Raw genomic sequence first — 13,226 nt, forward strand, 5'->3', positions numbered from 1 at the left:
ACACGGCGCCGAGTGTGCCGGGGCCGGTCGGGCCGGCGGCGCCGGTCGGGGCGGCCACGACGGCCTGGACGGAGAGAGCGGGAGCGGACATGCGGAACCATCGCTTCACGATCGTTTGCAGGTAAGCCTTACCTTACCCTCCCTTTCGAATGTTTGAACTGAGGCGATGTGCGCCTATCGTGCTTGACGGACAAGTGACAATCGCCGCAATGACCCCATGCGGCACCCAGCCGGAGGAGGACCCGTGGAGCAGGCCGGTCCGCGCAGCGCCCACGCCTCCGAAGGGGCGGGGGTCCCGGGCGCCGCAGCGGCAGCCTCGCGGATTCCGGCACAGCCCCGGCCCACTGAACGGAGCCGGCCCGGAGACGTCCCCTCGGACGCCGTCGGCGACGGGACCGGCAGTCGGCCGGGAGGCGCCACCACCGCGGCCCGCGGTGAGCACACCCACGGCGAGACGCCGGTCCCGGGCGGCACCCGTTCCCCTTCCGCCGTCCCCGCACAGGGCACCCGCCCCGGAACACGGGACAGCGGCGGACGGGCCCGGGTCCCCGACGGGCACCGGTCCGCCGGACCGGCGGACGCCCACCGTCCCGGCGCACCGGCCGACGACCCGGCATCCGGATTCCGTGCCCGGCCCGTCGTGCAACGGGCCTCGGTGCGCGGGCAGATCCTCGACGCGCTGCGCACCGCGCTCGTCGCGGGCGAACTCGCGCCCGGTGAGGTGTACTCGGCGCCCGCGCTCGGCGATCGCTTCGGGGTGTCCGCCACGCCGGTGCGCGAGGCCATGCAGCAGCTCGCCCTCGAAGGTGCCGTCGAGGTGGTCCCGAACCGGGGATTCCGTGTGATCGAGCGCGGTACCCGCGAACTGGCCGAACTCGCCGAGATCCGCGGGCTGATCGAGGTCCCCGTGATGCTCCGGCTCGCCCGCACGGTGTCCGCCGCGCAGTGGACCGAACTGCGCCCGCTCGCCGAGGCCACCGTCCGCGCCGCGTCCTCGGGCTGCCGCGCCACCTACGCCGAGACCGACCGCACCTTCCACCGTGCGGTCCTCGCCCTCGCGGGCAACGCCCAGTTGGTGCGCATCGCCGACGACCTGCACCGCCGCGCGCAGTGGCCCCTCGTCGGCGGTCCCGTCTCCCGGGGGCGCGCCGATCTGGTGGCGGACGCCGCCGAACACACCGCGCTCTTGGACGCGTTGATCGCCGGAGACCTCGCGGTCGTCCAGGCACTGGTGCGGGAGCACTTCACCGGCGCGTCCTGAACCGGGCTGTCGCCATGCCGTACCGGCCCGGCAGCCCCGAGCGCGCCCCCTGTGCAACCGTCCGGAGTGCCTCCGTCACGGAACCGTACGGTCCGCGCAACACTCTCCGCCGCCGGGAACCCGCACCGCCCGCGGTCGCGTGCCCCGGTGCACAGGGTCCGGGCGAGAGCCCGACCGCAACCGGGGGAGAAAGCCATGCCAGACCCTTCCTGGGCGGCGCAGCAGCAGGCGCAGCAGGCCGCTCATCAGGCCCAGCGGATCCACCAGAACCACGTCCGCATCCACCACCAGGCGCACGACATGGCCCGCCTCCACGGGGGTTCTCCCCGCACCCATCGCCCGACGGCCCGCACCGGCGCCGGCCGGGGCGGCGGCCTCGGCGGCTTCCTGACGTTCCTCGTCGTGGTGGCGGTCGTCGTCTGCCTGGTCCGTGACCCCGGACTCCGGCACGACGCAACCACGTTCGCACGCGACCTGCTGGCACGGATCCAGAACGGCTGACGGCCGCCCGGCCTCCCGCGCGAAGGCGGGGACACGGCCACGGCACCTCGCCGGGTCACCGGCACGACTCGTCCTCGGTGGTGTCGTCCGCCCGGCGTGGTGCCTCCCCGACCGGAACCGCCGTGGGCGCACATGTCGTGCGTGCGCCCACGGGGCCGGTCAGGCCGTCGCCGCGGGGGGTGCCAACTGGGCGGCCAGCCAGGTGGGTACGCCCCCCAGCAGGCGGAACAGGCGGCCCGCCTCCGCGCGGAGCCGGGAGGCCTCGGGCTCCGACTCGGCGTCCGCGAGCGACGCCAGCGCCGGGGCCGTACCGACGAGATAGCCCAACTCCTCGCGGATGCGCAGGGACTCGGCGAAGCCGTGCCGGGCCTCCGTCAACTCCCCCTCCCGCAGGGCGAGTCCGGCGAGATGCCGCCAGGTGAAGGACATCAGCAGGGGATCGTCCTGGGCGGTCGCGCCCGCGTGCGCCCGCCGGTACGCCGCCCGGGCCGCCTGCGGCGCCCGGGCCAGGTTCTCGGCGAGCAGGCCGCGCCGGAAGTCCAGCAGGGCTCGTCCCGGAGCGCCGGGGGCGATCAGGGCGGCGGCCCGGCCGAGCGCGGCGCGCGCCTCGTCGGCCCGGTCGCGCACGCTCAGCAGGGTGGAGGCATAGGCGAGCTGACCGCGCTCACAGGCCGCCGCGCCACGCTCGTCGTCGCTCTGCGCGAGAGCCTCGGCGGTGCGCAGCGCGTCCTCCGCCTCCGCCCACCCCTGCTCCGTGTAGAGACAGCGTTCGACGAGCAGGGAAGCTCTCTGGAGCGAGGCCTCCGCCGTGTGCGGCTGGAGCAGCGCCGCCGCGTCGGCCCAGCAGGCGCGCGAGCGCAGCCGCCATATCGCCGTCTGGAGTGGATCGTCCCCTGCAGTCGTTCCGGAACCAGACATGGCGGTATGCGCCACGTTGCCCTCCCCGAGCACACCATTGAGCTGTTGAGTGGTGGCATCTCAGCACGGATCACCGGGCCCGGCCAAGAGGGTGGGTGAAGGATTTCACAAAGTGGCGGGGCGGGGCCGGCCCTCCGGGACCCCGCCGGGGTTCAGCTCATCCGCAGGGCCAGGAAGAAGTCCAACTTGTCCTCCAGGCGCGACAGGTCACGGCTCGTCAACTGCTCGATCCGCCCGACGCGGTAGCGCAGCGTGTTGACATGCAGGTGGAGACGGGCCGCGCAGCGCGTCCAGGAGCCGTCGCAGTCGAGGAACGCCTCCAGGGTGGGGATCAGCTCGGCACGGTGCCGGCTGTCGTAGTCGCGCAGCGGGTCCAGCAGTCGCGCGGTGAAGGCGCGGCGGACGTCGTCCGGCACGAAGGGCAGCAGCAGGACGTGCGAGGCCAGCTCCTGGTGCCCGGCGGCGCAGACCCGCCCGGGGCGCGCCGCCGCGACCCGGCGGGCGTGCCGGGCCTCCTCCAGGGCGCCGCGCAGCCCCTCGGCCGAGTGCACGGCGGCACTCACCCCGAGCGTGAGCCGCCCGTCGTCGTTCAGCCCGGCCGACAGCGGGGCCCGTACGGCCTCCAGGAGCCGGTCGGCGTGCAGACCCGCGCCGGAGCCGTCGTCGTCGGTCGAGACCGCGGGAAGGGGGACCAGCGCGATGGCCTCGTCACCCGTGTGGGCGACGGCTATCCGGTCGGAATGTTCCGGGCCCGGGGACAGGGGGTCCACGAGGATCTCCTCCAGCAGCGTCTGGGCCACCGGACCGCCCTCGATGTCGCCGCCGTCCCACTCCACGCGGGCCACCACGACCTGCCAGTGCGGGGCCGCGCCGAGGCCGGGCAGCAGCACCGGCGCCGCGACCCGCAGCCGTGCCGCGATCTCGGCGGGCGCCGCCCCCGTCTGGACCAGCTCCAGGACCTCCTGCGCGAGCCGCCGCCGCACGGTGCGCGCCGCGTCCCGCCGGTCCCGCTCCACGGCGATGAGCTGGGTGACGCCCTGCAGCAGGTCGAGACGCTCCTCGGGCCAGTCCCCGGCGTCCGCCTCGACGGCGAGCAGCCAGTCGGAGAGCACCGTCTCGCGCACGTCCCGCGAGGCGGTCGCGGCGCGCGCGGTGGAGCGGATCGGGAAGAGCGAGTACGTCGCCTGGCCGGCCGTGACCCGGTGCGGCCCGCGGCGCCCGGTACGGACCGCCGCGAGGTGCTCGGCGGCCAGCCTGGCGCAGATGTCGGCGGGCAGCTCGCCGCCCGCCGCCTTCGACCCGGCGACGGTCCGGCCGGCGGGGGACAGCACCCAGGCGCGCAGGTCGAGGTCGGTGCCGAGCAGGTCGAGGACCACGTCGGGGCCCCCGCCCGCGGGGCCCGACGTCATCATCCGGCGGTGCCGGTCGACCACGGCGGCCAGGTCGCCCGCCCGCTCGCCCGAGACCTGGCGCACGACGTGCTCGGTGATGGTCGCGAACGCGACCGACTCGTTCACGGCGAACAGCGGCAGGCGGTGCCGGGCACAGGCGAGGACCAGGTCGTCGGGGATGTCGCCCAGCTCCGCCTCACCCGCCGCGAGGCCCGCGACGCCGGTGCTCGCGAGGATGCGGACGAACGGCTCGGAGTCACTCGCGTCGTGCCGCCAGGCGAGGCCCGTCAGGACCAGCTCCCCGCCCGAGAGGTACCGGCTCGGGTCCTTGAGGTCCGTGGTCATCACACCGCGGACGGTGCGGTCGAGCTCGTCCTCGCCGCCGAGCAGCCGCAGGCCCAGCGCGTCGGTGTCCAGCAGTGCGCGCAGCCGCATTCTCGTCGCCGCCGTTCTTTGTCTCGAAATCTACGATGAAGCGTCGGTGAGGTTCCCGCGAGCGGGTCCCCGGGCCACGCGGAGCCGGTCCGCGGGCGCCGGGCGTCAGTGAGCCCGTCCCCGGGTCGTGGCCTGGGCTTCCGTGATCCGCGCTCGCTGTTTCCAGGGGGCTGTGGTCACTGTTTCCAGGGGAAACCGAGGAGGTAACTGATGGCCTCCGTTCATACGAATCTACAAGATGCGCGCGCTGGCCAGCCAACTCCTTCATGGTTTCGGTGACTGACCCCCGTATGGGACAGCGCTGTGTACTGGCCTCACTCCGCGTTAACACCTCATGAACGAGCCGGGCCGCCCGCACACGATCTGGCTTGATCAGAACGACCGACGACACGAATGAAGAGAGCCACTCATGGACTTCCTTCGCCCCGCCAGCTGGGAGGAGGCGCTCGCCGCCAAGGCTGAGCACCCCACGGCTGTGCCGATTGCGGGTGGCACCGATGTGATGGTCGAGATCAACTTCGACCACCGCAGGCCCGAGTACCTGCTGGACCTCAACCGCATCGGCGAGCTGAGCGAATGGGAGGTCGGCGAGGAGAGCGTGCGTCTGGGCGCCTCCGTTCCGTACACCCACATCATGGAGAACCTGCGCGGCGAGCTGCCGGGCCTCGCCCTCGCCTCCCACACCGTGGCCTCCCCGCAGATCCGCAACCGCGGCGGAGTCGGCGGCAACCTCGGCACCGCCTCCCCGGCCGGTGACGCCCACCCCGCCCTCCTCGCCGCCGGCGCCGAGGTCGAGGCCGCATCCGTCCGCGGAACGCGCCTGATCCCGATCGACGCGTTCTACACGGGTGTGAAGCGCAACGCGCTCGAGCCCGACGAGCTGATCAGGGCCGTGCACGTCAAGAAGGCGGACGGCCCGCAGCAGTACTCGAAGGTCGGCACCCGCAACGCGATGGTGATCGCCGTGTGCGCCTTCGGCCTGGCCCTGCACCCCGACACCCGGACGGTCCGCACCGGCATCGGCTCGGCGGCGCCGACCCCGGTCCGCGCCAAGGCCGCCGAGGACTTCCTGAACGCCGCGCTCGACGAGGGCGGCTTCTGGGACAACGGAAAGATCATCACCCCGTCGGTCGCCAAGCAGTTCGCGGACCTGTGCTCCGCCTCCTGCAACCCGATCGACGACGTCCGCGGCACCGCGAGCTACCGCCGCCACGCGGTGGGCATCATGGCCCGCCGGACGCTGACCTGGACCTGGGAGTCGTACCGCGGCGGCGCCGCCCGCACGGAGGGAGTCGCGTAATGCGCGTCAATTTCACGGTCAACGGCCGCCGGCAGGAGGCCGACGACGTCTGGGAGGGCGAGAGCCTCCTCTACGTCCTGCGCGAGCGCATGGGCCTGCCCGGTTCCAAGAACGCCTGCGAGCAGGGCGAGTGCGGTTCCTGCACCGTCCGTCTGGACGGCGTGCCGGTGTGTTCCTGTCTGGTGGCCGCGGGGCAGGTGCAGGACCGCGACGTCGTCACCGTCGAGGGGCTCGCCGACTTCGCCAAGCAGCGTGCCGAGCACGGCGGTTGCGCCACCGGCGCCTGCGGCAGCGGCGAGAAGGGCGGCACATCGCTCGACGCCGCGAAGGGCTGGGCCGCCAAGGGCCAGGACTCGCAGACCGGCGAGGGCACCGAACTCTCCCCGATCCAGCAGGCGTTCATCGACGCCGGCGCCGTCCAGTGCGGCTTCTGCACCCCGGGTCTGCTGGTCGCGGCCGACGAGATGCTGGAGCGCACGCCGAACCCGACCGACGCGGACATCCGCGAAGCGCTGTCGGGCAACCTGTGCCGCTGCACCGGCTACGAGAAGATCATGGACGCGGTCCGCCTGGCGGCCGCCCGGCAGTCCGAGGGGGTCTGACCATGGGAACCACCGGCACGCCCACGAACATCACGCAGGGCTCCAAGACCAAGGGCGGCATCGGCGAGTCCACGCTCCGCCCGGACGGCACCCTCAAGGTCACCGGAGAGTTCGCGTACTCCTCCGACATGTGGCACGAGGACATGCTGTGGGGGCAGATCCTGCGCTCCACCGTCGCGCACGCCGAGATCGTGTCGATCGACACCTCCGAGGCCCTCGCGCAGGCAGGCGTCTACGCCGTCCTGACCTACGACGACCTGCCCACCGCGGTGAAGACCTACGGCCTGGAGATCCAGGACACCCCGGTCCTCGCGCACGGCAAGGTACGCCACCACGGCGAGCCCGTCGCGATCGTCGCCGCCGACCACCCGGAGACCGCGCGCCGCGCGGCCGCCAAGATCAAGGTGGAGTACAGGGAACTGCCGGTCATCACGGACGAGGCGTCCGCGACCGCGCCCGACGCGATCCTCATCCACGAGGGCCGCGACGACCACCACATCGGCCATGTACCGCACCCCAACATCGTGCACCGGCAGCCGATCGTCCGCGGAGACGTCGAAGAGGCCGCCAAGAAGGCCGACTTCGTCGTCAGGGGCGAGTACACCTTCGGCATGCAGGACCAGGCCTTCCTCGGCCCCGAGTCCGGACTGGCCGTGCCCTCCGAGGACGGCGGCGTCGAGCTCTACGTCGCCACCCAGTGGCTGCACTCGGACCTCAAGCAGATCGCCCCCGTCCTCGGACTGCCCGAGGACAAGGTCCGGATGACGCTCTCCGGCGTCGGCGGTGCCTTCGGAGGCCGCGAGGACCTGTCGATGCAGATCCACGCCTGCCTGCTGGCGCTGCGCACCGGCAAGCCCGTCAAGATCGTCTACAACCGCTTCGAGTCCTTCTTCGGACACGTCCACCGCCATCCCGCCAAGCTCTTCTACGAGCACGGGGCGACCAAGGACGGCAAGCTCACGCACATGAAGGCGCGGATCGTGCTGGACGGCGGCGCCTACGCGTCGGCCTCCCCGGCGGTCGTCGGCAACGCGTCCTCGCTCAGCGTCGGCCCGTACGTCGTCGAGGACGTCGACATCGAGGCCATCGCGCTGTACACCAACAACCCGCCCTGCGGCGCGATGCGCGGCTTCGGCGCGGTCCAGGCGTGCTTCGCCTACGAGGCCCAGATGGACAGGCTCGCCGACAAGGTGGGCATGGACCGGGTCGCGTTCCGCCAGCTCAACGCCATGGAGCAGGGCACCCTCCTGCCCACCGGACAGCCCGTGGACTCGCCGGCCCCGGTCGCCGAACTCCTGCGCCGCGTCCAGGCGATGCCGCTGCCGCCCGAGCAGCAGTGGCTCGCGGCCGGCGAGGAGGCCGACGTACGGCAGCTGCCCGGCGGCCTGTCCAACACCACGCACGGCGAAGGCGTCGTCCGCGGCATCGGCTACGCCGTCGGCATCAAGAACGTCGGCTTCTCCGAGGGCTTCGACGACTACTCCACCGCCAAGGTGCGCATGGAGGTCGTCGGCGGCGAGCCGGTGGCCACCGTGCACACCGCGATGGCGGAGGTCGGCCAGGGCGGCGTCACCGTCCACGCGCAGATCGCCCGCACCGAGCTGGGCGTCACCCAGGTGACGATCCACCCCGCCGACACCCAGGTGGGCAGCGCCGGTTCGACGTCCGCGTCCCGTCAGACGTACGTCACCGGCGGCGCCGTCAAGAACTCCTGCGAGCTGGTCCGGGAGAAGGTCCTGGAACTCGGCCGCCGCAAGTTCGGCACGTACCACCCGGCGTGGGCCACCGCCGAACTCCTGCTGGAGGGCGGCAAGGTCGTCACCGACGGCGGCGAGGTCCTCGCCGACCTGGCCGACGTGCTGGAGGGCGAGGCCGTGGAGATCGAGGCCGAGTGGCGGCACCGCCCCACCGAGGCCTTCGACCTGCGTACCGGTCAGGGCAACGGACACGTCCAGTACTCCTTCGCCGCGCACCGCGCGGTGGTGGAGGTGGACACCGAACTCGGACTGGTCAAGGTCATCGAACTGGCCTGCGCCCAGGACGTCGGCAAGGCGCTCAACCCGCTGTCCGTCATCGGACAGATCCAGGGTGGCACCACCCAGGGACTGGGCGTGGCGGTGATGGAGGAGATCATCGTCGACCCGAAGACCGCGAAGGTGCGCAACCCCTCCTTCACGGACTACCTGATCCCCACCATCCTCGACACGCCGACCATCCCCGTCGACGTGCTCGAACTCGCCGACGACCACGCGCCGTACGGGCTCCGTGGCATCGGCGAGGCCCCGACCCTGTCGTCCACGCCGGCCGTCCTCGCGGCGATCCGGAACGCGACGGGTCTGGAACTCAACCGGACGCCGGTCCGCCCCGAGCACCTCACGGGCACGGGCGCCGCGTAGCACCGGGCAGAACTCTCCGGGCGGCGCCGGGAACGTCACACTTCACCGCGCCGCCCGGAGTCCCGGAACCGCACCGCTCGCGGCCCCGGGAACCGTCGGAGAGCAGCACAACAGGCACGTACCGCAGCAGAGTTCCTCTGGTTTCACTCGTTCGCCTCGGGCCGTCCCCCGGGTCGTGCGGCCGAAGCACCTTCCCAAATCCCGTAACCGCGTTCGCGGTTCCAGCAGCCGTCAGGGCGGCTGTCGCGGGTGCCCCTTTGAACCTTGGGAGTAGGCCCACATGACCCAGCAGTCACTGGAGCCGAAGACCGCCGCGACGGACGCGGGCGCGGGCAGCCGCGTTCCGGCCGGACGGTCTTGGCTCGACCGGTACTTTCACATATCCCAGCGGGGAAGCTCGATCGCGCGTGAGGTGCGCGGCGGCGTCACGACCTTCATGGCGATGGCGTACATCCTGCTGCTCAACCCCCTCATCCTGTCCGGCAAGGACGTGGCGGGGGACGTGCTCGGCCAGAAGGCGCTGATCACCGCGACCGCCTTCGCGGCGGCCTTCACCACGCTTCTCATGGGGTTCGTCGGCAAGGTGCCGCTGGCCCTGGCCGCCGGACTCTCCGTGTCCGGTGTGCTCTCCTCGCAGGTCGCCCCTCAGATGACCTGGCCGCAGGCCATGGGCATGTGCGTGATGTACGGCGCGGTCATCATGCTCCTGGTCGTCACCGGCCTGCGCGAGATGATCATGAACGCGATCCCGCTGGCGCTCAAGCACGCCATCACCATGGGCATCGGCCTGTTCATCGCCCTCATCGGCCTCGTGAAGGCCGGCTTCGTCCACCAGGGCAAGGCGACCCCGGTCAGCCTGGGTGCCACCGGTGAACTCGCCGGCTGGCCCGTCCTGCTCTTCGCCGCCACGCTGCTGCTGATCTTCATGCTCCAGGCGCGTGGCGTCCCCGGCGCGATCCTCATCGGGATCGTCTCCGGCACCGTGCTCTCGGTCGTCCTCAACGCCACCGGGGTCATCGACCCCAAGCAGTGGGCCAGCGGGGCCCCCGAGCTGCACGGCAGCGCGGTCTCCATGCCGGACTTCTCGCTCTTCGGACACGTGGAGTTCGGCGGCTGGGGCGGGGTCGGCGCGATGACGGTCGGCATGATCGTCTTCACGCTGGTGCTCGCCGGGTTCTTCGACGCGATGGCCACCATCATCGGTGTCGGCACCGAGGCCAACCTCGCCGACGCCCAGGGCCGGATGCCGGGCCTGTCGAAGGCGCTGTTCATCGACGGTGCGGGCGGCGCGGTCGGCGGTGTGGCCGGAGCCTCCGGCCAGACGGTCTTCGTCGAGTCCGCGACCGGCGTCGGTGAGGGGGCCCGCACCGGCCTCTCCTCCGTCGTCACCGGCCTGTTCTTCGCGGCCTGCCTCTTCTTCACCCCGCTCACGGCCATCGTGCCCGGCGAGGTCGCGGCGGCGGCCCTGGTGGTCATCGGCGCGATGATGATGATGAACGCCCGCCACGTGGACTGGGCCGACCGCGCCACCGCGATCCCCGTCTTCCTGACCGTGGTGATCATGCCCTTCACCTATTCGATCACCGCGGGCGTGGCGGCCGGTGTGATCAGCTACGTCGCCATCAAGATCGCCCAGGGCAAGGCCCGCGAGATCGGGGCCTTCATGTGGGGCCTCACGGTGATCTTCTTCGTGTACTTCGCGCTCAATCCGATCGAGAGCTGGATGGGCGTCCACTGACGCTCCGGCTCGCTCCACGCAACCGCTGTTAAGGAGACCGAGATGCTGGACATCGCCGAAGAGCTGCACCGGTGGGTCGAGCAGGGCCGTGACTTCGCCGTCGCCACCGTGGTGGCGGTCGGGGGCAGCGCGCCCCGCCAGCCGGGCGCCGCACTGGCGGTCGACGCCGAGGGCACGGCCATCGGCTCGGTCTCCGGCGGTTGCGTGGAGGGAGCGGTCTACGAGCTGTGCCGGCAGGCCCTGGAGGACGGGGAGACCGTCCTCGAACGCTTCGGCTACAGCGACGACGACGCCTTCGCGGTCGGACTGACCTGCGGAGGTGTCATCGACATCCTCGTCACCCCGGTCCGCGCGCGGGACACCGCCCGCCGGGCCGTGCTCGCGACGGCGCTGGCCGCCGTCGCGGACGGGCGGGCGACGGCCGTCGCCCGGATCGTGAGCGGCCCCGCCGACCTGATGGGCCGCGCCCTCCTCGTACGATCCGACGGATCCCACGAGGGCGGCTTCGGGGCCCATCCCGAACTCGACCGCACCGTGGTGGGCGAGACGGTGGCCCAGCTGGACGCGGGCCGGACCGGCGTCCTGGAGATCGGTGAGCAGGGCTCTCGCTGCGGAGCGCCGCTCACCGTCCTCGTGGAGTCGTCCGTCCCGCCGCCGCGCATGATCGTCTTCGGTGCCATCGACTTCGCCTCGGCACTGGTCCGCATGGGCAAGTTCCTCGGTTACCGGGTCACCGTGTGCGACGCCCGCCCGGTGTTCGCGACCCGGACCCGCTTCCCCGACGCCGACGAGATCGTCGTGGACTGGCCGCACCGCTACCTGGAGAGCACGGACGTCGACGCGCGGACCGTCCTGTGCGTCCTCACCCACGACGCCAAGTTCGACGTCCCGCTGCTCCGGCTCGCCCTGCGGCTCCCGGTGGCGTACGTCGGCGCCATGGGCTCCCGGCGTACCCACCTCGACCGCAACCGGCGGCTGCGCGAGGTCGGCGTGACCGAGCTGGAACTGGCCCGGCTCAGGTCGCCCATCGGCCTGGACCTCGGGGCACGCACCCCCGAGGAGACCGCGCTGTCCATCGCCTCGGAGATCGTGGCCAACCGGCGTGGCGGCAGCGGCACTTCACTGACCGGCGCGCACACGCCGATCCACCACGACCCGAACTCGGTCCCGGCCCGGCGCATCGGCTCCGTGGCCTGAGCGGCGACCCGAGCGAGGCCCGTCACGGAAGTGGCGGGCCTTTTCCGTCTCCCCGCCCTCGCCCCCTCCCCCCTCTCGCTCTCTCCCCCTCGCTCCGGCGCGCACCGCGTCCCCGCCCGGTCGGCCCCGGCACGCCGACTCCCCGCTCGTTCCACCGATTCCGACGCGTGTATTGACGTAGGCATGCCGCTCGACGAGTCTCCTGTGGGAGCGCTCCCGCACGTCCCTCGTGACCGTTGTGACCCAGGAGTGAACCCGGATGAGACGACGTACCCCCACATGGCTCGCGGCCGTGTCCCTCGGCCTCACGGCCCTGCTCGGCGCACCCCCGGCGCACGCCGCGGAGACCCCGGACCCCGCCGGGCACGGGTCCGCGCTGTACGTCCCCGACGCCAACCCGGCGGCTTACCGGCAGGCCCTCGACCTCGCCAGGACGGGTCGGCTCCGCGACGCGGCGGGCATCCTGACGATGGTGAGCACCCCGCAGGCCGTGTGGTTCGGCGACCAGACGCCGGCCGAGGTGGAGCGGCAGGTCAGGGCGGTGGTGCGGGACGGGGGACACGATCACGCGACCGTCGTGCTCGCGCTGTACAACATCCCCGGCCGCGACTGCGCCAACTACTCGGCGGGCGGCGCCGCGACCACCGCGGAGTACGAGACGTGGATCGACGCCGTGGCGCGGGGGATCGGCCACGGCGACACGATCGTCACCCTCGAACCCGACGCCCTCGCCCTGCTGCCGAACGACTGCGGCCAGGACGACGCGCAGGGCACGAAGACCGCGGCCCGCTACACCGAGGTCAACTACGCGGTCGACGCGCTGGAGCCGCTGTCCGGCACGCGGGTCTACCTCGACACCGGGCACCCCGGGTGGCACACGGTCGACTCCATCGTGCCGCGCCTGATCAAGGGCGGTGTCGGCCGGGCCTCCGGCTTCTACACCAACGCGTCGAACTACAACACCGACGACGCCAACTCCTGGTACGGCAAGCTGATCTCGTCCTGCCTGGCGTACGTGGCCGGCGGGGGAGACGCGGCCGCGTGTCCGAGTCAGGGATGGCCGAGGGCCGACGCGCAGGCCTGGCTCGACACGCACGTGCACACGCCCCCCTCGCGGATGAAGCACTTCGTCACCGACTCCAGCCGCAACGGCCGGGGCCCCTGGACTCCGCCGGCCGGCAAGTACACCGACGCGCAGGACTGGTGCAACCCGCCGGACCGGGGTCTCGGCGCGCGCCCGACGCTGCGCACAGGCGACCCGTTGCAGGACGCGCGTCTGTGGATCAAGACGCCCGGCGAGTCGGACGGCCTCTGCCTGCGGGGAACGGCGGGCCCGCAGGACCCGGAGCGCGGGACGATCGACCCGGACGCGGGGGACTGGTTCCCGCAACAGGCCCTGGAACTCGCACGGTTGGCCAACCCGCCGCTCCTGTAGGCGAGTTGACGCTCGATGGACTCGGTGCCCCGCCCCTCCCGGGCGGCGGGGC

10 protein-coding genes are annotated in these 13,226 nt (G+C 72.4%); 8 read left to right on the forward strand and 2 right to left on the reverse strand.

Translation table 11 applies throughout. The features are described from left to right. The first annotated feature begins 244 nt into the window (after positions 1-244). Positions 245-1,261 carry a GntR family transcriptional regulator gene (locus tag B0675_RS42000; protein WP_081220045.1) on the forward strand — a complete coding sequence of 339 codons (1,017 nt, stop codon included), beginning with the start codon at positions 245-247 and terminating at the stop codon, positions 1,259-1,261. A gap of 195 nt (positions 1,262-1,456) precedes the next feature. Beyond that, a complete protein-coding gene (locus B0675_RS40600; RefSeq protein ID WP_107482669.1) occupies positions 1,457-1,762 on the forward strand; it encodes a hypothetical protein in 306 nt (101 codons plus the stop codon). Between the two features lie 159 nt (positions 1,763-1,921). On the opposite strand, the gene B0675_RS19210 is transcribed toward B0675_RS40600, so the two are convergent. Continuing rightward, positions 1,922-2,695: a hypothetical protein gene (locus B0675_RS19210; RefSeq protein WP_081221877.1), complete on the reverse strand. Its 774-nt coding sequence runs from the start codon at positions 2,693-2,695 to the stop codon at positions 1,922-1,924. Positions 2,696-2,832: 137 nt separating this feature from the next. Further along, the gene (locus tag B0675_RS19215) at positions 2,833-4,506 is read right to left on the reverse strand and encodes a PucR family transcriptional regulator ligand-binding domain-containing protein (protein WP_081220047.1); all 1,674 of its coding nucleotides are present in this window, start codon (positions 4,504-4,506) and stop codon (positions 2,833-2,835) included. 409 nt (positions 4,507-4,915) lie between these two features. On the opposite strand from B0675_RS19215, the gene B0675_RS19220 reads away from it, so the two are divergent. From B0675_RS19220 to B0675_RS19245, 6 genes are all read left to right on the forward strand, one after another. Continuing rightward, entirely contained in the window at positions 4,916-5,806 is an 891-nt protein-coding gene (locus B0675_RS19220) for a xanthine dehydrogenase family protein subunit M (RefSeq protein WP_081220048.1), read from the forward strand. Further along, the gene (locus tag B0675_RS19225; protein WP_081220049.1) at positions 5,806-6,408 is read left to right on the forward strand and encodes a (2Fe-2S)-binding protein; all 603 of its coding nucleotides are present in this window, start codon (positions 5,806-5,808) and stop codon (positions 6,406-6,408) included. The genes B0675_RS19220 and B0675_RS19225 overlap by 1 nt, the downstream gene beginning before the upstream one ends. Positions 6,409-6,410: 2 nt before the next feature. Next, on the forward strand, positions 6,411-8,804 hold the full coding sequence (locus B0675_RS19230) for a molybdopterin cofactor-binding domain-containing protein (protein WP_081220050.1): 2,394 nt from the start codon (positions 6,411-6,413) through the stop codon (positions 8,802-8,804). A 280-nt stretch (positions 8,805-9,084) separates the two neighbouring features. Further along, complete coding sequence (locus tag B0675_RS19235) at positions 9,085-10,542, forward strand: NCS2 family permease (protein WP_081220051.1); 1,458 nt, start codon at positions 9,085-9,087, stop codon at positions 10,540-10,542. Positions 10,543-10,584: 42 nt separating this feature from the next. Then, positions 10,585-11,739 carry an XdhC/CoxI family protein gene (locus tag B0675_RS19240; protein WP_081220052.1) on the forward strand — a complete coding sequence of 385 codons (1,155 nt, stop codon included), beginning with the start codon at positions 10,585-10,587 and terminating at the stop codon, positions 11,737-11,739. Positions 11,740-11,998: 259 nt separating this feature from the next. Continuing rightward, the gene (locus B0675_RS19245; RefSeq protein WP_081220053.1) at positions 11,999-13,174 is read left to right on the forward strand and encodes a glycoside hydrolase family 6 protein; all 1,176 of its coding nucleotides are present in this window, start codon (positions 11,999-12,001) and stop codon (positions 13,172-13,174) included. The last annotated feature ends 52 nt before the right edge of the window (positions 13,175-13,226 follow it).

The sequence above is a fragment of the Streptomyces sp. M41(2017) genome, assembly GCF_002078175.1.
Classification (GTDB): domain Bacteria; phylum Actinomycetota; class Actinomycetes; order Streptomycetales; family Streptomycetaceae; genus Streptomyces.

Excerpts from the sequence above, each read along its gene's own strand:
- B0675_RS19225 (WP_081220049.1), top strand. The coding sequence starts at position 5,806 with ATGCGCGTCAATTTCACGGTCAACGGCCGCCGGCAGGAGGCCGACGAC.
- B0675_RS19235 (WP_081220051.1), top strand. The coding sequence starts at position 9,085 with ATGACCCAGCAGTCACTGGAGCCGAAGACCGCCGCGACGGACGCGGGC.
- B0675_RS19220 (WP_081220048.1), top strand. The coding sequence starts at position 4,916 with ATGGACTTCCTTCGCCCCGCCAGCTGGGAGGAGGCGCTCGCCGCCAAG.
- B0675_RS19230 (WP_081220050.1), top strand. The coding sequence starts at position 6,411 with ATGGGAACCACCGGCACGCCCACGAACATCACGCAGGGCTCCAAGACC.
- B0675_RS19245 (WP_081220053.1), top strand. The coding sequence starts at position 11,999 with ATGAGACGACGTACCCCCACATGGCTCGCGGCCGTGTCCCTCGGCCTC.
- B0675_RS40600 (WP_107482669.1), top strand. The coding sequence starts at position 1,457 with ATGCCAGACCCTTCCTGGGCGGCGCAGCAGCAGGCGCAGCAGGCCGCT.
- B0675_RS19215 (WP_081220047.1), bottom strand. The coding sequence starts at position 4,506 with ATGCGGCTGCGCGCACTGCTGGACACCGACGCGCTGGGCCTGCGGCTG.
- B0675_RS19240 (WP_081220052.1), top strand. The coding sequence starts at position 10,585 with ATGCTGGACATCGCCGAAGAGCTGCACCGGTGGGTCGAGCAGGGCCGT.